14 protein-coding genes, 17 tRNA genes, 1 rRNA gene and 2 pseudogenes are annotated in these 21313 nt (G+C 40.4%); 33 read left to right on the forward strand and 1 reads right to left on the reverse strand.

What is annotated here, in order from left to right:
* Positions 1-10 precede the first annotated feature (10 nt).
* The 22 genes from rrf to E3C75_RS02125 all read left to right on the forward strand — a co-directional run bounded on the left by rrf (position 11) and on the right by E3C75_RS02125 (position 5701).
* Positions 11-125: ribosomal RNA gene (rrf, locus tag E3C75_RS02020) — 5S ribosomal RNA — on the forward strand.
* Between the two features lie 5 nt (positions 126-130).
* Positions 131-203 (forward strand) — tRNA-Val (locus E3C75_RS02025).
* A gap of 2 nt (positions 204-205) precedes the next feature.
* Positions 206-278 (forward strand) — tRNA-Asp (locus E3C75_RS02030).
* Positions 279-297: 19 nt separating this feature from the next.
* A tRNA-Lys gene (locus E3C75_RS02035) sits at positions 298-370 on the forward strand.
* Positions 371-375: 5 nt separating this feature from the next.
* A tRNA-Leu gene (locus E3C75_RS02040) sits at positions 376-457 on the forward strand.
* 14 nt (positions 458-471) lie between these two features.
* A tRNA-Thr gene (locus E3C75_RS02045) sits at positions 472-544 on the forward strand.
* Between the two features lie 6 nt (positions 545-550).
* A tRNA-Gly gene (locus E3C75_RS02050) sits at positions 551-622 on the forward strand.
* Positions 623-628: 6 nt separating this feature from the next.
* Positions 629-714 (forward strand) — tRNA-Leu (locus E3C75_RS02055).
* A gap of 14 nt (positions 715-728) precedes the next feature.
* A tRNA-Arg gene (locus E3C75_RS02060) sits at positions 729-802 on the forward strand.
* A gap of 7 nt (positions 803-809) precedes the next feature.
* Positions 810-883 (forward strand) — tRNA-Pro (locus E3C75_RS02065).
* A 5-nt stretch (positions 884-888) separates the two neighbouring features.
* Positions 889-962, forward strand: a tRNA-Met gene (locus E3C75_RS02070).
* Positions 963-976: 14 nt separating this feature from the next.
* Positions 977-1050: transfer RNA gene (locus tag E3C75_RS02075), tRNA-Ile, on the forward strand.
* A gap of 19 nt (positions 1051-1069) precedes the next feature.
* Positions 1070-1159, forward strand: a tRNA-Ser gene (locus E3C75_RS02080).
* A 9-nt stretch (positions 1160-1168) separates the two neighbouring features.
* Positions 1169-1242 (forward strand) — tRNA-Met (locus E3C75_RS02085).
* A 3-nt stretch (positions 1243-1245) separates the two neighbouring features.
* Positions 1246-1318 (forward strand) — tRNA-Phe (locus E3C75_RS02090).
* A gap of 12 nt (positions 1319-1330) precedes the next feature.
* Positions 1331-1401: transfer RNA gene (locus tag E3C75_RS02095), tRNA-Gly, on the forward strand.
* 33 nt (positions 1402-1434) lie between these two features.
* Positions 1435-1508: transfer RNA gene (locus tag E3C75_RS02100), tRNA-Ile, on the forward strand.
* A 4-nt stretch (positions 1509-1512) separates the two neighbouring features.
* Positions 1513-1600: transfer RNA gene (locus tag E3C75_RS02105), tRNA-Ser, on the forward strand.
* 56 nt (positions 1601-1656) lie between these two features.
* Positions 1657-2487, forward strand: coding sequence for a rod shape-determining protein MreC (mreC, locus tag E3C75_RS02110; protein WP_084828402.1), 831 nt, complete (start codon positions 1657-1659; stop codon positions 2485-2487).
* A gap of 1 nt (position 2488) precedes the next feature.
* Positions 2489-3013, forward strand: a complete 525-nt coding sequence (mreD, locus tag E3C75_RS02115; protein WP_002948139.1) for a rod shape-determining protein MreD — start codon at positions 2489-2491, stop codon at positions 3011-3013.
* A gap of 84 nt (positions 3014-3097) precedes the next feature.
* Positions 3098-4522, forward strand: coding sequence for a CHAP domain-containing protein (locus tag E3C75_RS02120; protein ID WP_046206377.1), 1425 nt, complete (start codon positions 3098-3100; stop codon positions 4520-4522).
* Between the two features lie 213 nt (positions 4523-4735).
* Entirely contained in the window at positions 4736-5701 is a 966-nt protein-coding gene (locus tag E3C75_RS02125; protein ID WP_011680585.1) for a ribose-phosphate diphosphokinase, read from the forward strand.
* A gap of 48 nt (positions 5702-5749) precedes the next feature.
* Here E3C75_RS02125 and E3C75_RS02130 read toward each other — a convergent pair.
* Positions 5750-6596: pseudogene (locus tag E3C75_RS02130) on the reverse strand (transposase).
* Between the two features lie 211 nt (positions 6597-6807).
* On the opposite strand from E3C75_RS02130, the gene E3C75_RS02135 reads away from it, so the two are divergent.
* The 11 genes and pseudogenes from E3C75_RS02135 (at position 6808) to E3C75_RS02185 (ending at position 21246) form a co-directional block, all read left to right on the forward strand.
* Positions 6808-7983, forward strand: a complete 1176-nt coding sequence (locus E3C75_RS02135) for a pyridoxal phosphate-dependent aminotransferase (RefSeq protein WP_111679058.1) — start codon at positions 6808-6810, stop codon at positions 7981-7983.
* Positions 7970-8743, forward strand: coding sequence for a DNA repair protein RecO (recO, locus tag E3C75_RS02140; protein WP_084828404.1), 774 nt, complete (start codon positions 7970-7972; stop codon positions 8741-8743). Before E3C75_RS02135 ends, recO begins: the two co-directional genes overlap by 14 nt.
* 215 nt (positions 8744-8958) lie before the next feature.
* A complete protein-coding gene (gene plsX / locus E3C75_RS02145; RefSeq protein WP_100273488.1) occupies positions 8959-9963 on the forward strand; it encodes a phosphate acyltransferase PlsX in 1005 nt (334 codons plus the stop codon).
* Positions 9963-10208: a phosphopantetheine-binding protein gene (locus E3C75_RS02150; RefSeq protein ID WP_002949008.1), complete on the forward strand. Its 246-nt coding sequence runs from the start codon at positions 9963-9965 to the stop codon at positions 10206-10208. The genes plsX and E3C75_RS02150 overlap by 1 nt, the downstream gene beginning before the upstream one ends.
* 284 nt (positions 10209-10492) lie before the next feature.
* On the forward strand, positions 10493-11200 hold the full coding sequence (purC, locus tag E3C75_RS02155) for a phosphoribosylaminoimidazolesuccinocarboxamide synthase (protein ID WP_100262640.1): 708 nt from the start codon (positions 10493-10495) through the stop codon (positions 11198-11200).
* 55 nt (positions 11201-11255) lie between these two features.
* Positions 11256-14981, forward strand: coding sequence for a phosphoribosylformylglycinamidine synthase (locus E3C75_RS02160; RefSeq protein ID WP_100262639.1), 3726 nt, complete (start codon positions 11256-11258; stop codon positions 14979-14981).
* Positions 14982-15149: 168 nt separating this feature from the next.
* Positions 15150-16589 carry an amidophosphoribosyltransferase gene (gene purF, locus E3C75_RS02165; protein WP_084828407.1) on the forward strand — a complete coding sequence of 480 codons (1440 nt, stop codon included), beginning with the start codon at positions 15150-15152 and terminating at the stop codon, positions 16587-16589.
* A gap of 170 nt (positions 16590-16759) precedes the next feature.
* A complete protein-coding gene (gene purM / locus E3C75_RS02170; RefSeq protein WP_084828408.1) occupies positions 16760-17782 on the forward strand; it encodes a phosphoribosylformylglycinamidine cyclo-ligase in 1023 nt (340 codons plus the stop codon).
* Positions 17782-18336 carry a phosphoribosylglycinamide formyltransferase gene (purN, locus tag E3C75_RS02175; protein ID WP_084828409.1) on the forward strand — a complete coding sequence of 185 codons (555 nt, stop codon included), beginning with the start codon at positions 17782-17784 and terminating at the stop codon, positions 18334-18336. Before purM ends, purN begins: the two co-directional genes overlap by 1 nt.
* Positions 18337-18404: 68 nt before the next feature.
* Positions 18405-19952, forward strand: coding sequence for a bifunctional phosphoribosylaminoimidazolecarboxamide formyltransferase/IMP cyclohydrolase (purH, locus tag E3C75_RS02180; protein WP_100262638.1), 1548 nt, complete (start codon positions 18405-18407; stop codon positions 19950-19952).
* A 171-nt stretch (positions 19953-20123) separates the two neighbouring features.
* Positions 20124-21246 (forward strand): annotated as a pseudogene (locus E3C75_RS02185) (IS3 family transposase).
* The last annotated feature ends 67 nt before the right edge of the window (positions 21247-21313 follow it).

Genomic DNA, 21313 nt, shown 5'->3' on the forward strand with positions numbered 1-21313 from the left:
ATACTCAGAGTTAAGTGACGATAGCCTAGGAGATACACCTGTTCCCATGCCGAACACAGAAGTTAAGCCCTAGTACGCCTGATGTAGTTGGGGGTTGCCCCTGTTAGATACGGTAGTCGCTTAGCAAATAGGGAGTTTAGCTCAGCTGGGAGAGCATCTGCCTTACAAGCAGAGGGTCAGCGGTTCGATCCCGTTAACTCCCATAGGTCCCGTGGTGTAGCGGTTATCACGTCGCCCTGTCACGGCGAAGATCGCGGGTTCGATTCCCGTCGGGACCGTTCAAGTAGAAATATTTGAGACTCGTTAGCTCAGTTGGTAGAGCAATTGACTTTTAATCAATGGGTCACTGGTTCGAGCCCAGTACGGGTCATATATGCGGGTGTGGCGGAATTGGCAGACGCACCAGATTTAGGATCTGGCGCTTAACGGCGTGGGGGTTCAAGTCCCTTCACCCGCATTAGAAAAAAGTTAGCCGGCTTAGCTCAGTTGGTAGAGCATCTGATTTGTAATCAGAGGGTCGCGTGTTCAAGTCATGTAGCCGGCATAAAACGCGAACGTAGTTCAGTGGTAGAACACCACCTTGCCAAGGTGGGGGTCGCGGGTTCGAATCCCGTCGTTCGCTTGAGGAGCCGGGGTGGCGGAACTGGCAGACGCACAGGACTTAAAATCCTGCGAAAGGAAACTTTCGTACCGGTTCGATTCCGGTCCTCGGCATAATTTAATAATAAGCACCCTTAGCTCAACTGGATAGAGTACCTGACTACGAATCAGGCGGTTAGAGGTTCGACTCCTCTAGGGTGCATTTTTATCGGGAAGTAGCTCAGCTTGGTAGAGCACTTGGTTTGGGACCAAGGGGTCGCAGGTTCGAATCCTGTCTTCCCGATTAATGGCGGTGTAGCTCAGCTGGCTAGAGCGTCCGGTTCATACCCGGGAGGTCGGGGGTTCGATTCCCTTCGCCGCTATATATGGATTACTTGGACCTTTAGCTCAACTGGTTAGAGCACTCGGCTCATAACCGAGCGGTCGTAGGTTCGAGTCCTACAAGGTCCATATATTATTTATAATATTGGGAGGATTACCCAAGTCCGGCTGAAGGGAACGGTCTTGAAAACCGTCAGGCGTGTAAAAGCGTGCGTGGGTTCGAATCCCACATCCTCCTTATAATTAACGCGGGATGGAGCAGCTAGGTAGCTCGTCGGGCTCATAACCCGAAGGTCGTAGGTTCAAATCCTGCTCCCGCAATATGGCTCGGTAGCTCAGTTGGTAGAGCAATGGATTGAAGCTCCATGTGTCGGCGGTTCGATTCCGTCTCGCGCCATTTTGTTGTTAAGCGGGTGTAGTTTAGTGGTAAAACTACAGCCTTCCAAGCTGTTGTCGCGAGTTCGATTCTCGTCACCCGCTTTATTTGGAAACAAATATCCAAGCATTTAGCTTGGGCGCGTAGCTCAGATGGTTAGAGCGCACGCCTGATAAGCGTGAGGTCGGTGGTTCGATTCCACTCGTGCCCATATTGGAGAATTACTCAAGAGGCTGAAGAGGACGGTTTGCTAAATCGTTAGGTCGGGTAACTGACGCGGGGGTTCGAATCCCCCATTCTCCGTATTATGACGAATTATCTAAATGATAATTCGTTTTCTTTTTTATAGAGGTGGCAAAATGAAAAATAGTTTTTATCGATTTCTTCTATACGCGTTTGTTCTTATTCTATTTTTTGTAATGCTTATTTCTTTTGTTTTTAGAAACTATAAATTGTCCAGGGATGTTTCTTCTAATGTCTCGGGAGTTGTGTCTAAAGTAGATTCTGTTATTTCAGTTCCATTTACTGCATTAGCAAAATCTCATGATGTTATTTCTGATTTTTTGTCAACCTATTCTGAGAATCGTGATTTAAAGAAATCATTATCTACTTTAGAAAATCAATCTGCTGTCATCTCTAATTTACAAGAAGAAAATGACTCTTTGAGAGCTTCTTTAAATCTTTCGGATAAACTTAGTCGTAACAATGTAATTACTGCTGAGGTTTCAATGCGTCCATCTGTTACCTGGTTGAAGGAGTTAACGATTAATGTTGGAAAGTCTAAGAGTGTTAGTAAGTCTATGTTGGCGACTTCTAATGGTGGAGTATTTGGTTTTATAACTAAAATTTATGATCATAGTACAACTATCTCTTTACTCTCCAATAGCTCAAATGATTCTTATATTGCTTCTAGTGTAAAAGGTGAGGATGGAAGTCAGATTTTTGGAATTATATCAAGTTATGATAATAAAAAGAAGCTTTTGGAAATGACTCAGCTAAATTCATCTTCTGATGTTAAGGTTGGTTCTGAAGTGGTAACAAGTGGCCTAGATGAAGTTTCAGTAAAAGATGTTCCAATTGGTAAGGTTGAATCTGTGATTGATTATGAAGGGAATCGTACGATTTTAGTTAAACCTTATGCTGATTTTGATAAAATTTCTTATGTCACTCTTGTTGGAGAGGGTAAATAATATGAAGTTTTTCAAGTTTTCTGTTACTCCATACTGGTTGAGTATTATTCCTTTTCTATGGGATGGTCATATTTCGATGCTACTTAACTATTATTTTTCTCCAGAATTATTTCTATCGTCCCACCTCTTTATTATCTACCTATTCATCTTAACTCTCAGCCGTCCTTATAATTTTTCACTTCTATACCTTGTTTGTTTAGGATTTCTATATGATACATATTATTTCAAAACACTCGGTATAGTAATTATAACTCTCCCACTTTTATCCTATTTGTTTTCTCAACTATTGCGTTTTGTCAAGAGAAATGCTTATGTTGATTGTTTACTGGCTTTTTTATTCTTATTTCTCTTTGATACTTTAAATTTTGGTTTTGCCTTATATTATGGCTTCACAAATGAGTATATTAGTGATTTTATTATCTATCAACTCAGTCCTAGTCTAGTGTTTAATCTTTTGATTTTTATTTTGATCAAACCTTTTGTCGAAAAATTATTTTTGTATCTTTCAGTTGATAGATTTAAATAAAACTGTAATATTGGCGTAACAAAGTTTGCGCCATTTTTTGATACAATTAAGGAGTCTTATCGAAAAGGAGTAGTATTTTATATTATGAAAAAACGCATTCTTTCAGCAGTGTTGGTAAGTGGTGTGACTTTATCAGCAGCTGCATCAGTACATGCAGAGGATTATGATTCGCAAATCGCTGCTACAAATAACGCAATTAGTAACCTTGCTTCTCAACAAGAGGCTGCGCAAGCACAAGTTGCTACAATCCAATCTCAAGTATCAACTCTCAGAACACAAAAAACTGAATTGGAAGCTAAAAATGCCGAACTTGAAAAAGTATCTGCAGATTTGGAATCTGAAATTCAAGAATTATCAAGTAAGATTGTAGCTCGTCAAGATTCTTTGGCGAAACAAGCTCGTAGTGCTCAACAAAATAACACTGCTACTAGCTACATTAACTCTATCTTGAACTCTAAGTCAATCTCTGAAGCTATTACTCGTATCACAGCTATTTCAAAAGTTGTTACAGCTAATAATGATTTATTGACTAAACAAGAGTCAGATCAAAAAGAGCTTGCTGCTAAACAAGTAGAAAATCAAGCTGCAATTAATACTATTGCAGCTAATAAGTCAGAACTTGAAACAACAGAAGCTGGTTTGACAACTCAACAAGCAGAACTTGAAGCAGCACAAGTTACTTTGGCTGCTGAATTGGCAACAGCTCAAAATGAGAAGACATCACTTGTCTCTGCTAAATCAACTGCTGAATCTGTAGCTGCCTCGACGGCTGCATCAGTGGCACAGTCTCAAGCAATTGCTGAATCAGAGGCAACTGCACAAGTTGTAGATTCTTCAGAAGCAGCAACATCAGTAGCTTCTTCAGAAGTAGCTGCTACTTCTGAAGCTGTAGCTCAGCCTTCAGAGGCACCAGTTTCTGAAACATCGACAGCTTCTGAGGCTGCACAGGAGCCGGCTTCATCAGAAACATCAGAAGTACAACCAGAATCAGCTGCACCAGCTGTTTCAGAAGCTCCTGCTAGCGTAGTACCTGTCGCAACACCAGAAGCTGCACCAGCTGTTTCAGAAGCTCCTGTTAGCGTAGCACCTGTCGTAACATCAGAAGCTGCACCAGCTGCTTCAGAAGCTCCTGCACCAGCTGCTGAAACACATAAAGTGTCAGCAGCATCAACTCCTAATACATATCCAGTTGGACAATGTACTTGGGGTGTGAAATCATTGGCTCCATGGGCTGGTAATAATTGGGGGAATGCTAAAAACTGGATTGCTAGTGCGCGAGCAGCTGGTCATTCAGTAGGTACAACTCCAGTAGCCGGAGCGATTGCGGTATGGCCAAATGATGGTGGTGGTTATGGTCACGTAGCTTATGTTACATCAGCATCAGGTGCAAATTCAATTCAAGTTATGGAATCGAACTACGCTGGTAACATGTCAATCAGTAACTACCGTGGTACATTTGATCCAACATCATCAGCGCATGGTGGTTCTGTATTTTATATTTACCCATAATGAGTATAACAAAAGCGATTCGGCTATTCCCGAATCGTTTTTATTTTATGTAAATAATATATTTAGCCTGAGAAAATAATGGTGTTTGAAAAAAATTCTAGACTAAGGGGAAGTATTTTTATCCTTGTTAAGTTCATGTGACACCATTTATTTGGCGTTGAAAATCAACTTAAAAAAGGGTAGAATGGTCTAGTAGATATTTTGGAGGAAATCATGTCTTATACGAATTTAAAGTTATTTGCTTTGTCGTCTAACCAAGAATTAGCAGCAAAAGTTGCTGATAAAATTGGTATTGAACTTGGAAGATCAAGTGTTCGTGAATTTTCAGATGGTGAGATTCAAGTTAATATTGAAGAGTCTATTCGTGGTCATCACGTTTTTATTCTTCAATCTACAAGCTCTCCTGTAAATGATAATTTGATGGAAATCTTGATTATGGTTGATGCGCTAAAACGTGCTAGCGCTGAGACAATCAATGTTGTTATGCCTTATTATGGATATGCACGTCAAGATCGAAAGGCACGTTCACGTGAACCAATCACATCTAAGTTGGTTGCTAATATGCTCGAGGTAGCAGGTGTTGACCGTCTTTTGACAGTTGACCTTCATGCTCCTCAAATTCAAGGATTTTTTGATATCCCAGTGGATCATTTGATGGGAGCGCCTCTTATCGCAGATTATTTTGATCGTGCTGGTCTTACGGGTGATGATGTGGTTGTTGTTTCTCCAGATCATGGTGGTGTTACTCGTGCGCGTAAACTTGCTCAATGTTTGAAAACACCAATCGCTATCATTGATAAACGTCGTAGTGTTGATAAAATGAACACTTCTGAGGTTATGAATATCATTGGTAATGTTGAAGGGAAAACATGTATCTTGATTGATGATATGATTGATACTGCAGGTACCATCTGTCATGCAGCGGATGCACTTGCTGAAGCTGGTGCTACAAATGTCTTTGCATCATGTACTCACCCTGTATTGTCAGGTCCAGCTCTTGATAATATTCAAAAATCTGCTATTGAAAAGCTTGTTGTGCTTGACACGATTTATCTTCCAGAAGAGCGTTTGATTGATAAAATTGAACAAATATCTATTGCTGATTTGATTTCTGAAGCAATCATTCGTAGTCATGAAAAACGCCCATTGTCACCATTGTTCGAAATGGGTCATAAATAGATTAAAGCGGCTTTTTGTCAACTGTAGTGGGTGACGAAAAGCTAACATCTAGAGAGGATCAGATAGGTCTTCTCTTTTTATATGTTAAGAGTGATGAAAACATACTTCCTAAAGTTAATAAAATTTCTAAAACCGAAGCCCAGACGTTTAATATCTTTGATAAGCTTATTGGTCCCCTCCAATTTTGCATGTGAGGACTGTGTTTTTGGTGCATTTTTGATGTATCGTTTGTGTCTAAGAAAGGTCCTAAAGACTGTTTTGAAGTAATAATTGACCTTGCTTATTTTCTCCTCTATGGGGTGAAAAAACTCATTCACCCTCTTATCCTGAAAGTGAAAAAGCAAATGTTGATAGAGGTTGTAATAATTAGCGAGCTCTTCTGAGAAATTCAGTGTCTTCTCAACGACTTCATGTGGGTTTAAGGTTTGACAAAAGGTCTTCGAGTGAAATGATTTACAAGATAACTTACGGCGAGTCTCCAGTGATTTTTAAATATCGATAAGGTAGTGGCTTCTTATTGAACTGGTTCATAATGGCAATTCTTGTCTTTAAAAAGGCTTGAACAAGCTGCTGGATGATGTGGAAATGATCAATAATGATTTGGGCATTTAGGAAAAGTCTTCGAACTAGTGGAATATAAGCTCCTGACATGTCCATCGTGATAAACCTTACCTTTTGTCGGATAAGATTGGAGATTTGGTGGTTTTTCTCAACGATTAATGTCTCAGCCACCGTGACTTTTCTACAATCTTTACACTGGAAGCGATGTTTCTTCAGGCGTCGTAGTGTTGGAGTTCCAGTTTTGCTTGAACCTCGATGTAGGTATCTTTTTCGAAAACAAGAGAAGTAATGATGTTAAGGTATTTAACTCTGTGGTATTCTTAATAGATCTCATGAGTTCTTGCTAATGATGGTTTAGTCACTTTTCATTATAGTTCTTATGGAACTTTTTGTCTGCATTTAAAAAGCTCCATAATCTCTACAGTGGTTTTACCCCCTATAGAAATTATAGAGCCATTAAAGCTAGCCTAGGACAGTTTTTTGGTGTTTAAATGCGTTTGAGTTTTTGATATAATGTTAGGCGTAATTGCAAAGAGGTGACTGTGATGGATTTAACACAACGTTTTAATAAAAATTTAGATAAGATTGAAGTCTCAATGATTCGTCAGTTTGACCAATCAATTTCAGATGTTCCAGGTATTAAAAAGTTGACGCTTGGAGAACCTGATTTTACGACTCCAGATCATGTGAAAGAAGCAGCTAAAACTGCGATTGATGCGAACCAGTCATACTATACAGGTATGGCTGGACTTCCTGATTTGCGCCAAGCTGCTGCGAATTTTGTTAAGGAAAAATACAATCTAACTTATAATCCCGATAATGAAATTTTGGTAACTATTGGGGCCACAGAAGCTCTTTCTGCGACTTTAACAGCTATTTTGGAGCCTGGTGATACGATTCTTTTGCCTGCACCAGCCTATCCAGGATATGAGCCGATTGCAAATCTAGTTGGGGCTAAAATTGTTGAAATTGATACAACAGCTAATGATTTTGTTTTGACACCGGAAATGTTAGAAAAGGCAATTTTAGAGCAAGGGGATAAGCTTAAGGCTGTTTTACTTAACTACCCAACCAACCCAACAGGTGTGACTTATTCACGCCAACAGATTGAAGATATTGCTGAAGTTCTGAAAAAATATAATATTTTTGTTGTTAGTGATGAAGTATATTCAGAACTAACTTATGTAGATCAACATGTTTCTATTGCTGAATATTTGCCTGAGCAAACTATTTTAATCAACGGCTTGTCGAAATCTCATGCGATGACAGGATGGCGTATTGGTTTGATTTTTGCACCAGCAAGTTTGACGGCTCAGTTGATTAAGAGTCACCAGTATTTGGTGACGGCTGCAGCTACTATGGTACAATTTGCAGCTATCGAAGCATTATCTGCTGGTAAGGATGATGCACAACCAATGAAAGTTGAGTATTTGAAACGTCGGGATTATATTCTTGAAAAAATGACTGAACTTGGTTTCAAAATTATTAAACCTGATGGTGCCTTCTATATCTTTGCTAAGATTCCAGAAGGATATAATCAAGACTCCTTTAAGTTCTGTCAAGACTTTGCTCGTGAAAAAGCTATTGCTATTATTCCTGGCGTTGCTTTTGGGAAATATGGCGAAGGTTATGTTCGATTGTCGTATGCAGCTAGCATGGACACTATTGAAACAGCTATGACTCGTTTGAAAGAGTTTATGGAAGAACATGCAGAAGCTTGAGAGTAGGGGGGTTATCCTCTTCAATCGTAATTATCGCGAGAATGATAAGCTGGTTAAGATTTTTACTAAACAAGCTGGTAAACGGATGTTTTTTGTTAGAGGTGGTGGGTCAGGTAAATTGAGTGCTGTGATTCAACCTTTAAACATCGCTGAATTTATGATGACTGTAAATGATGAAGGTTTATCTTTCATAGAGGATTATAGTCAGGCAGAGTCTTTTAAGGAAATTACAAGTGATATTTTTAAACTGTCTTACGCGACCTATTTAGCTGCCTTGACTGATGCTGCTATTGCTGACGGTGTGGTAGATGCACAATTATTTGCATTTTTAGAGAAAACCCTTGTGTTAATGGAAGAGGGCTTAGATTATGAAATATTGACTAATATCTTTGAGATTCAAGTTTTGGACCGTTTTGGCGTACGATTGAATTTTCATGAATGTGTCTTTTGTCATCGTGTTGGTCTTCCTTTTGATTTCTCGTATAAGTTCTCAGGTTTACTTTGTCCCAATCATTACGAAGAAGATGAAAGGCGTAGTCATTTGGACCCTAATGTGCCTTATCTTTTGGATCGTTTCCAGGGTCTTTCGTTTGAAGAATTGAGAAGCATATCTGTTAAGGATGAAATGAAACGAAAGTTGAGACAATTTATTGATGAGCTTTATGATAATTATGTTGGGATTCATCTTAAAAGCAAGAAGTTTATTGATAATCTAAATTCTTGGGGTCATATTATGAGTAAAGAAGATAGTGCTGATTAAGCATTGTCTTCTTTTGTTTCACGTGAAACAGGAATGTAGAGGTTTTCAGTCTCAGGGGTTAAAATGCAGGTCAGTTCGTGCTATAATAAGAGGACAATAAGCTGAAAGACTCTGCTAGGGATAGTGACCGAGGGATGTCTATCTTTGATACAGAGTGATTTATTGATAGAATTTGAGTCTATTGTTTAAGAGCAGAGGATGAGAGGGAGAATGCTATGCATGTAATTGCAGTGGATGCTATGGGTGGCGACAATGCGCCACAAGCGATCGTAGAGGGAGTTAACCAAGCTTTAGCAGAGTTCAAAGATATTGAAATCCAGCTTTATGGTGAGGAAGCTAAAATCAAAAACTATTTGACAGCGAATGAACGTGTGAGCATTGTACATACTGATGAAAAGATAAATTCGGATGACGAGCCCGTCAAAGCAATTCGAAAGAAAAAGAAAGCTTCGATGGTTTTGGGCGCACAAGCTGTTAAGGAGAAAGCAGCGGATGCTGTAATCTCTGCAGGGAATACAGGTGCTCTTTTGGCCGCCGGTCTTTTTGTTGTTGGACGTATTAAGGGAGTTGAAAGACCAGGTCTTATGTCAACGATGCCAAGTTTTACTGGTCAACCCTTTGATATGCTTGATCTAGGAGCTAATGCTGAAAATACAGCTAATCACTTGCATCAATATGCTATTTTAGGCTCTTTCTATGCTAAAAATGTACGTGGAATTGCCACCCCTAGTGTAGGCCTCCTTAATAATGGGACTGAGAAAACAAAGGGGGATAGTCTTCGTAAGGAGGCTTTTGAGCTTTTATCCAAGGAAGCAAGTATTAACTTCATTGGTAATGTCGAGGCGCGTGAAATCATGTCTGGAGCTGCTGATGTGGTAGTGGCTGATGGTTTCACAGGAAATGCGGTTCTTAAGGCAATTGAAGGAACTGGACTTGGCACAATGAAGACTCTTAAGTCAGCCATAATGAATGGTGGTCTCAAAGCTAAGTTAGGTGCCTTCCTATTGAAGGATAGACTTAAAGGTATGAAAGAGACGATGGATTACTCAAGTGCCGGTGGAGCTGTTCTATTTGGGCTCAAGGCTCCTGTAGTAAAATGTCATGGATCTAGTGATGCTAAAGCAGTCTACTATACCATTAAGCAGGTTCGTAAGATGCTCGATACTAAGGTGGTAGAGCAACTAGTTGACGCTTTCGACCCGAAAGAGGAGGTTAACTGATGAGTAGAGTAGAAATTCTTCAGGAAATGCAGCTCGTTATTCAAGAGCAATTGGATAGAGAGGACATTGTTTTAACCGAAGCTACCAAATTAAATGACTTGGGTGTAGATTCAATAGAGCTTATGGAGTTCATTATTAATTTGGAGGATGAGTTTTCCCTAGAGATTTCTGATAATACCATTGATCATATGGATAAGGTATCAGATTTGTTAGACTATTTGTCTGAGCAATTGAATAACAAATAAGAAAACTAGACTCTAGTTGTTAGATTCTAGAGGAATACAATAATGAAGCAACTATATGTTGTTGCATGTTTTCATTTTATTGGAGTGAGATAAAAAGCTAAAAGTTACATTGATTTAGCACTATCTCACTCCTTTTTTCTATACTTTTTTATTAAAAAACTCTAACCAACACTAAAAATCCGAACGTTATTTGTTTAACAAAACAAAAAAGTTTGATATATGTTTGTTTTTGGATTTTTGTGTGATATAATTAAGATGAACAAACTTGAAAGGCGAACGATTCTATGTCAAACCAACTGATTTATACTGGGAAAGCTAAAGATATTTATAGTACAGAAGACGAAAATGTGATTAAGTCGGTCTATAAGGACCAGGCAACCATGCTTAATGGTGCTCGTAAGGAGACCATTAAAGGGAAAGGCGTGCTTAATAATCAGATTTCGTCTCTTATTTTTGAAAAATTGAACGCTGCGGGTGTGGCTACTCATTTTATCGAACGTATCTCTGATACAGAACAACTTAACAAGAAGGTTACAATCATTCCTTTGGAGGTTGTGCTTCGTAACGTGACTGCGGGTTCTTTCTCAAAACGTTTCGGTGTGGAAGAAGGTCTGGACTTGAAAACTCCAATCGTTGAATTTTACTACAAAAACGATGATTTGGATGATCCATTTATCAATGATGAGCATGTGAAGTTTTTGGATATTGCTAATGATGAGCAAATTGCTTATATCAAGGAGGAAACACGTCGTATCAACGAATTGCTAAAAGATTGGTTTGAGCAAATTGGTCTTCGTTTGATTGACTTCAAATTGGAGTTTGGTTATGATAAGGATGGCAAGATTATCTTGGCAGATGAATTTTCACCAGATAACTGTCGTCTTTGGGATGCGGAAGGGCACCATATGGATAAGGATGTTTTCCGTCGTGATCTCGGTAGCTTGACAGATGTGTATGAAGTTGTATTGGAAAAATTGCAAGGATTGAAGTAAAGTTTTACTTGGTCGTCACTACAATCTTTTAGTGGAAATAGATAAAGGAAATAAAATGGATAAACGTATTTTCGTTGAGAAAAAAGCTGATTTTCGTGTGAAATCTCGCTCTTTATTAAAAGAATTACAGCATAATATTCAGTTGAAAACCTTGAATGATCTTCGTATTGTACAAGTTTACGATGTCTTTAATTTGGCAGAGGATTTGTTTGCCCGTGCGGAAAAATATATCTTTTCTGAGCAAGTGACCGATACTGTTTTGGATGAAGCTACAGTTAAGACTGACCTTGAGAAGTATGCTTTCTTTGCTATCGAAAGCTTGCCTGGTCAATTTGATCAACGTGCAGCATCTTCACAAGAAGCTTTGCTTTTGCTTGGTAGCTCAAGTGATGTAACGGTTAATACTGCTCAATTGTACTTGGTTAACAAGGACATTGCTGCTAATGAATTGGAAGCTGTTAAAAATTATCTATTGAACCCAGTGGACTCTCGTTTCAAAGATATCACTGTTGGTATTGCTAAACAGGATTTCTCTGAGTCTGACAAAACGATTCCAAACTTGGATTTCTTTGAAACTTATACAGCAGAAGATTTTGCACAGTATAAGGCAGATCAAGGATTGGCCATGGAAGTGGATGACCTGCTCTTCATTCAAGATTACTTCAAGTCAATTGGACGTGTGCCAACTGAGACTGAACTTAAGGTTTTGGATACTTACTGGTCTGACCACTGCCGCCACACAACTTTCGAGACTGAGTTGAAAAACATCGACTTCTCAGCTTCTAAATTCCAAAAACAATTGCAAGCAACTTATGACAAATATATTGCCATGCGTGATGAGTTGGGACGTGCAGAAAAACCTCAAACCTTAATGGATATGGCGACTATTTTTGGTCGTTATGAGCGTGCCAATGGCCGTTTGGATGACATGGAAGTTTCTGACGAAATCAATGCCTGCTCAGTTGAAATTGAAGTAGATGTCAATGGTGTCAAAGAACCATGGCTTCTTATGTTCAAGAACGAAACTCATAACCACCCAACGGAAATCGAACCATTTGGTGGAGCGGCTACTTGTATTGGTGGTGCCATTCGTGACCCATTGTCAGGTCGTTCATACGTTTACCAAGCTATGCGTATTTCAGGTGCCGGTGATATTACAACACCAATCGCTGAAACACGTGCTGGAAAATTGCCGCAACAAGTCATTTCTAAAAAAGCGGCTCATGGTTATTCTTCATATGGTAACCAAATTGGTCTTGCAACAACTTATGTTCGTGAATACTTCCACCCAGGTTTCGTTGCCAAGCGTATGGAGTTAGGTGCAGTTGTCGGTGCAGCTCCTAAGGAGAATGTTGTCCGTGAAAAACCTGAAGCTGGAGATGTGATTATCTTGCTCGGTGGTAAGACTGGACGCGACGGTGTCGGTGGTGCGACAGGTTCTTCAAAAGTTCAAACGGTTGAATCAGTTGAAACAGCTGGTGCTGAGGTTCAAAAAGGTAATGCTATCGAAGAACGTAAGATTCAACGTCTTTTCCGCAATGGTGAAGTAACACGTCTTATCAAAAAATCCAATGACTTTGGTGCTGGTGGTGTCTGTGTGGCTATCGGTGAATTGGCAGATGGTCTTGAAATTGATCTAGACAAAGTGCCATTGAAATACCAAGGTTTGAACGGTACCGAAATTGCCATCTCTGAATCTCAAGAACGTATGGCTGTGGTGGTTCGTCCAGAAGATGTAGATATCTTCGTTGCTGAATGTAACAAAGAAAATATTGATGCAGTTGTCGTTGCAACCGTGACTGAAAAACCAAATCTCGTCATGCACTGGAATGGTAAAACAATTGTTGATTTGGAACGTCGTTTCCTTGATACAAATGGTGTGCGTACAGTAGTAGATGTTAAGGTGGTTGACAAGGATGTCAAGCTTCCAGAAGAACGCAAAACCTCTGCTGAAACCCTTGAAGCAGATACGCTTGAAGTTTTGGCTGACCTTAACCATGCAAGTCAAAAAGGTTTACAAACTATGTTTGATAGCTCGGTTGGTCGTTCAACAGTCAATCACCCACTTGGTGGTCGATACCAAATTACTCCAACTGAAGCTTCTGTTCAGAAATTGCCAGTCCAATATGGCGTGACAACAACTGCCTCTGTCATAGCCCAAGGATTTAACCCATACATCGCAGAATGGTCTCCATATCATGGTGCTGCATATGCAGTCATCGAAGCAACAGCTCGTTTGGTTGCTGCTGGTGCAAACTGGTCTAAGGCTCGTTTCTCTTACCAAGAATACTTCGAGCGTATGGATAAAAAAGCAGAGCGTTTTGGTCAACCAGTATCAGCTCTTCTTGGATCAATCGAAGCTCAGATTCAACTTGGTTTACCATCTATTGGTGGTAAGGACTCTATGTCAGGCACCTTTGAAGAATTGACAGTACCACCAACCTTGGTTGCTTTTGGGGTGACAACAGCAGACAGTCGTAAGGTCCTTTCTCCAGAATTTAAGGCTGCTGGTGAAAATATCTACTACATCCCAGGTCAAGCTTTGGCCCAAGAGATTGATTTTGATCTCATCAAGTCTAACTTTGCTCAGTTTGAAGCTATCCAAGCTGATCACAAAGTGACAGCTGCATCAGCTGTCAAATATGGTGGTGTCATTGAAGCTCTTGCACTTGCAACGTTTGGGAACCATATCGGGGCGACTGTAACCCTTGAAAATCTGGGGACTGCATTAACAGCTCAATTGGGAGGATTCATCTTCACATCTCCGGAAGAGATTGCAAGTGTTGGCAAGATTGGACAAACAGTAGCTGACTTTACACTTGCTGTCAATGGTGTAACGCTTGATGGACATAAACTTGACAGTGCCTTTCAAGGTAAATTGGAAGAGGTTTACCCAACTGAATTTGCACAAGCAACTGAGTTAGAAGAAGTACCTGCTGTGACGTCAGATACTGTTATAAAAGCTAAAGAAGTAGTTGAGAAACCAGTGGTTTACATCCCAGTATTCCCAGGTACTAACTCTGAGTATGACTCTGCTAAGGCCTTTGAAAAAGAAGGTGCCAAAGTCAACTTAGTCCCATTTGTAACATTGAATGAAGAAGCGATTGTCAAGTCTGTTGTCACCATGGTTGACAATATCGAAAAAGCTAACATTATCTTCCTTGCAGGTGGCTTCTCAGCAGCGGATGAACCAGATGGAGCAGCTAAATTTATCGTTAACATCTTGCTCAATGAAAAAGTGCGTGCAGCTATTGATAGCTTCATCGAACGTGGTGGTTTAATCATCGGTATCTGTAACGGGTTCCAAGCTCTTGTCAAATCAGGTCTCCTTCCATACGGTAACTTTGAAGATGCAAGCAGTACTAGTCCAACCCTCTTCTACAATGATGCCAACCAACACGTGGCTAAGATGGTTGAAACACGTATTGCCAATACTAACTCACCTTGGCTTGCTGGAGTGAAAGTTGGTGACATCCATGCCATCCCAGTATCACACGGTGAAGGTAAATTTGTCGTGACGACTGAAGAATTTGCGGAGCTTCGCGATAATGGTCAAATCTTTAGCCAATATGTTGACTTTGAAGGAAAACCTAGCATGGATTCTAAATATAATCCAAATGGTTCTGTCAATGCTATTGAAGGTATCACAAGCAAGAACGGTCAAATTATTGGTAAGATGGGACACTCAGAACGTTTCGAAGATGGTCTCTTCAAAAATATTCCAGGAAATAAAGAACAGCACCTCTTTGCGTCAGCGGTTAAATACTTCACTGGAAAATAATAGAGCGAGTTTAGCGCACTCAGTAATGATATTTTTCGCTGTAGCGATATTCTTAGAGAACTGGAGAATTTTGTAAAATCGAGATCAAATTGGAAGAATGAGACGCTAGAAATAGCTATACTCGTTCGTGTTACCTAAGAAAAATATCACAAATAAAAGGTATATAAAATGACATACGAAGTTAAATCTCTTAATGAAGAATGTGGTATTTTTGGAATTTGGGGTCACCCAGATGCTGCCAAATTAACTTATTTCGGACTTTATAGTCTTCAACACCGTGGCCAAGAGGGGGCAGGAATTCTCTCAAATGATGCGGGTCAATTGAAGCGTCATCGTGATATGGGGCTTCTCTCAGAAGTTTTCCGTGATCCAGCCAACTTAGACAAGCTGACTGGTAAGGCTGCTATTGGTCATGTTCGTTATGCGACTGCCGGTGAGGCTTCTGTAGACAATATTCAACCATTCATGTTTAAGTTTCACGATGGACAGCTTGGTCTTGCTCATAATGGGAATTTGACTAATGCAGTGTCACTAAGACGTGAGTTGGAGAAGAATGGGGCCATTTTTAGCTCAACTTCTGATTCAGAAATCTTAGCTCACTTGATTCGTCATAGCCACAACCCATCCTTTATGGGCAAGGTGAAAGAAGCTTTGAATACTGTTAAAGGTGGATTTGCTTACCTCCTCATGCTTGAGGACAAGCTAATTGCAGCCTTGGATCCAAATGGTTTTCGTCCCCTTTCTATTGGTAAGATGGCCAATGGAGCTATCGTGGTTTCATCTGAAACCTGTGCCTTTGAAGTAGTTGGAGCAGAGTGGATTCGCGATGTAAATCCAGGTGAAGTTGTTATCATCGATGATAACGGCATCACTTACGATAACTATACAACGGACACTCAATTGGCTGTTTGCTCAATGGAGTATATCTACTTTGCCCGTCCTGATTCAAATATCCGAGGGGTCAATGTCCATACAGCTCGTAAACGTATGGGTGCTCAATTAGCACGTGAGTTCAAACATGAAGCAGATATTGTCGTTGGTGTGCCTAATTCATCACTTAGTGCAGCCATGGGATTTGCAGAAGAATCAGGCTTGCCAAATGAAATGGGCTTGATAAAAAACCAATACACCCAACGTACCTTTATCCAACCAACACAAGAATTGCGTGAGCAAGGAGTTCGTATGAAACTCTCTGCCGTATCAGGTGTTGTTAAAGGCAAACGTGTGGTTATGATTGACGACTCTATTGTACGTGGGACAACCTCACGTCGTATCGTTAATTTGCTAAAAGAAGCAGGAGCAACAGAGGTTCACGTAGCAATCGGTAGTCCAGCCCTTGCCTATCCATGTTTCTACGGTATCGATATTCAAACACGTAAGGAATTGATTGCGGCCAATCATACAGTTGAGGAAACACGCGAAATCATTGGTGCGGATAGCTTGACTTACTTGTCAATCGATGGCTTGATTGATTCTATTGGAATTGACACAGATGCACCAAACGGTGGCCTTTGTGTGGCTTACTTTGATGGTGAATATCCAACACCATTGTATGACTACGAAGAACGCTATTTGGAAAGTTTGAAAGAACACACTTCTTTCTATTAAGAGTAGTCTAGAAGGAAAAAAGAGTAAAAAATTATGTCTAAAAATGCTTACGCTCCACGTCTAACTACTGACTAAAAGCTAAAGCATTTGTCAGTAGACGCTTTGCCCTATGGAGTCAAAGCTGGAGACCTGACTAGTATTTTTCTCGAAAAAAGAAAAGGAATAAACAAATGACAAATAAAAATGCGTATGCCCAATCGGGTGTGGACGTTGAAGCAGGTTATGAAGTTGTTGAACGTATCAAAAAACATGTTGCCCGTACAGAGCGTGCAGGTGTCATGGGAGCTCTCGGTGGCTTCGGTGGTATGTTTGACCTTTCAAAAACAGGTGTCAAAGAGCCCGTTTTGATTTCAGGTACAGATGGTGTCGGTACTAAACTCATGCTTGCTATCAAGTACGATAAACACGATACTATCGGTCAAGACTGTGTGGCTATGTGTGTTAACGATATTATCGCTGCAGGTGCTGAGCCCCTTTACTTCCTTGACTACGTAGCAACTGGTAAAAATGAACCAGCTAAGTTGGAACAAGTCGTTGCTGGTGTGGCTGAGGGTTGTGTGCAATCTGGTGTGGCCCTCATTGGTGGTGAGACTGCTGAGATGCCTGGTATGTATGGCGAAGACGACTATGACTTGGCTGGTTTCGCAGTAGGTGTCGCTGAAAAATCACAAATCATCGACGGTTCAAAAGTAGCCGAAGGTGATGTGCTTCTTGGACTTGCCTCAAGCGGTATCCACTCAAATGGTTACTCACTCGTTCGTCGTGTTTTTGCTGATTACACAGGTGAAGAAGTCCTCCCAGAACTTGAAGGGCAAAAACTTAAAGACGTTCTTCTTGAACCAACTCGTATCTATGTCAAAGCAGCTTTGCCATTGATTAAAGAAGAATTGGTTAACGGTATTGCCCACATCACAGGTGGTGGTTTCATCGAAAATGTACCACGTATGTTCTCAGATGACTTGGCTGCTGAGATTGACGAAAGCAAGGTCCCAGTACTTCCAATTTTCAAAGCTCTTGAAAAATATGGTGAAATCAAACATGAAGAAATGTTTGAAATCTTCAACATGGGTATTGGTCTCATGCTTGCGGTGAAACCAGAAAATGTGGAACGTGTCAAAGAACTTCTTGACGAACCTGTTTATGAAATCGGTCGAATTGTGAAGAAGGATGGCGCAAGTGTGGTGATTAAATAATGGCTAAAAGGATTGCTGTATTTGCCTCTGGCAACGGCTCAAACTTCCAGGTGATTGCGGAACAATTTCCAGTAGAATTTGTCTTTTCAGATCACCGTGATGCCTATGTCTTAGAACGTGCCAAAAATCTAGGCGTGGCTAGCCATGCCTTTGAACTCAAGGAATTTGACAATAAAGCAGCTTATGAAGAAGCCATCGTCAAACTCTTGGATGAACACCAGATTGACTTGGTTTGTTTGGCCGGTTATATGAAAATCGTCGGTCCAACCTTGCTAGCAGCTTATGAAGGCCGTATCATCAATATTCACCCGGCTTATCTTCCTGAATTTCCGGGAGCTCATGGCATTGAGGATGCTTGGAATGCAGGTGTTGACCAGTCTGGCGTGACTATTCACTGGGTGGATTCTGGCGTTGATACCGGTAAGGTCATCAAACAAGTCCGTGTCCCACGCCTTGAAGGTGATACCCTTGATACTTTCGAGACTCGCATCCACGAAACAGAGTACAAGCTCTATCCAGAAGTATTGGATAGTTTGGGAGTAGCGAGAAAATGAGGAAGTGCTAGAGTTGAATGAAAATTTTCGACTGTAGCAGAGAAAGAACTCTAAAAAAGGAAAATAAAATGACTAAACGCGCACTAATTAGTGTCTCAGATAAAGCGGGCATCGTTGAATTTGCCCAAGAACTCAAAAAACTAGGTTGGGACATCATCTCAACAGGTGGTACTAAAGTTGCCCTTGACAATGCTGGGGTAGACACTATCGCCATCGACGATGTGACTGGTTTCCCAGAAATGATGGACGGACGTGTTAAGACCCTTCACCCAAATATCCACGGTGGTCTCCTCGCTCGTCGTGACCTCGATAGCCACCTTCAAGCGGCTAAGGACAATAATATCGAATTGATTGACCTTGTTGTGGTAAACCTTTATCCATTCAAGGAAACCATTCTCAAACCAGACGTGACTTACGCTGACGCAGTTGAAAACATCGATATCGGTGGTCCATCAATGCTTCGTTCAGCAGCTAAAAACCATGCTAGCGTAACAGTTGTGGTAGACCCTGCTGACTATGCGGTTGTGCTTGACGAATTGTCAGCAAACGGTGAAACAAGTTACGAAACTCGCCAACGTTTGGCAGCGAAAGTATACCGTCACACAGCTTCATATGATGCTTTGATTGCGGAATACTTCACAGCTCAAGTGGGTGAAACAAAACCTGAAAAACTCACTTTGACTTATGACCTTAAGCAACCAATGCGTTACGGTGAAAACCCTCAACAAGACGCAGACTTCTACCAAAAAGGTTTGCCAACGGCTTACTCAATTGCTTCAGCAAAACAGCTTAACGGTAAAGAATTGTCATTCAACAATATCCGTGACGCTGATGCCGCTATCCGTATCATCCGTGATTTCAAAGACCGTCCAACAGTTGTGGCTCTCAAACACATGAACCCATGTGGTATCGGTCAAGCTGATGACATCGAAACAGCTTGGGACTACGCTTATGAAGCTGACCCAGTGTCAATCTTCGGTGGTATTGTAGTTCTTAACCGTGAAGTGAATGCTGAGACAGCTAAGAAAATGCATGGTGTCTTCCTTGAAATCATTATTGCACCAAGCTATACAGATGAAGCGATTGAAATTTTGACTACCAAGAAGAAAAATTTACGTATCCTTGAGTTGCCATTTGATGCTCAAGATGCTAGTGGAGTGGAAGCGGAATACACTGGTGTTGTTGGAGGTCTCCTTGTTCAAAACCAAGACGTTGTTAAAGAAAGTCCAGCTGACTGGCAAGTGGTTACTAAACGCCAACCAACTGATACAGAAGCGACAGCTCTTGAGTTTGCTTGGAAAGCCGTCAAGTACGTCAAATCAAATGGTATCATCGTGACTAACGACCACATGACACTTGGTGTTGGCCCTGGCCAAACTAACCGTGTGGCTTCCGTCCGTATCGCTATTGACCAAGCCAAAGGGCGTCTTGACGGTGCTGTTCTTGCTTCAGATGCCTTCTTCCCATTTGCAGATAACGTGGAAGAAATCGCCAAAGCAGGTATCAAGGCTATTATCCAACCAGGTGGCTCAGTACGTGACCAAGAGTCTATCGAAGCAGCTGATAAATATGGATTAACGATGATCTTTACAGGCGTTCGTCACTTCCGTCATTAAAAATTTACGAAGCATCTAAGTAATTGGATGTTTTTAAGATGCCTTAAGCTTTCTTTAAGCTATCCAAGCTATACTAAGGTCATCCTAAAAAACTTTTTTTCATAAATCTCCTAAAATGAACTGTACCCCAAAAGTTAGACAGAAAAATCTAACTTTTGGGGTGTTTTTATTATGAAATTAACTTATGAAGATAAAGTTCAAATATATGAATTGAGAAAGCAAGGTCAAACCTTCAACCAACTTTCAAAACGATTTGGTGTGGATGCTTCTGGATTAAGATATATGACGAGATTGATTGAACGTTACGGAATAGAAATTATCAAGAAAGGTAAGCATCGTTACGATTCACCAGAATTAAAACAAGAAATGATTGATAAAGTGCTACTTGAAGGTCGTTCACAAAAAAGTGTAAGTCTTGATTATTGTCTTCCAAGTGGTGGAATGTTGCCTAATTGGATAGCACAATATAAGAAAAATGGGTATACTCTTCTTGAGAAAAGAGGAGGGAGAGTACCTAAAATGGGGCGTAAACCAAAGAAGAAACCCGAAGAGATGACAGAGTTAGAACGTCTTCAAGCAGAAAATGAGTACCTGAGAGCGGAGAATGCTATTCTAAAAAAGTTGAGATAACTCCGATTGAGGGACGAAAGGGAGCAAGAAGAAAAACAGAAATTGTTCAAGGATTAGTAACAGAGTTTCCTTTAGATATCCTTCTAAACATTATCAAACTTGCTTGTTCAACCTATTATTACCACTTAAAGCAACTGAATCAAGTAGATAAAAATCAATCTATCAAAGTGGAAATTCAAGCCATTTATGATGAACATAAGGGAAATTACGGATATCGTCGAATAACTCTTGAATTGAGGAATCGTGGTTTTGTAGTGAACCAGAAAAAGGTCCAACGTCTGATGAAGCTCCTTGGTTTAAGTTCCCAAATTCGTCGTAAACGCAAGTATTCTTCATACCAAGGAGAAGTTGGCAAGAAAGCAGATAACCTTAGTGACCAAGGTTGGCAATACCAACATCAGTATTATCATCAATTTTTAGAGGATAAAGGGACCCCCAACCGTCAATGTCACGTAAGGGGAATCGTCCAGACAATGGCATGATGGGATCCTTCTTTGGTATTCTTAAGTCTGAGATGTTTTATGGTTACGAGAAGACGTTTCACTCACTTGAGCAATTGGAACAAGCTATTGTAGACTATATTGATTATTACAACAACAAACGCATTAAGGTAAAATTAAAAGTACTCAGTCCTGTGCAATACAGAACTAAATCCTTTGAATAAATTAGTTGTCTAACTTTTTGGGGTCAGTACAAGAGCTCAGCATCCGCTGGTTTTTTTTTTTTCAGTG

Origin of the sequence: Streptococcus thermophilus (assembly GCF_010120595.1) — a bacterium.
Classification (GTDB): domain Bacteria; phylum Bacillota; class Bacilli; order Lactobacillales; family Streptococcaceae; genus Streptococcus; species Streptococcus thermophilus.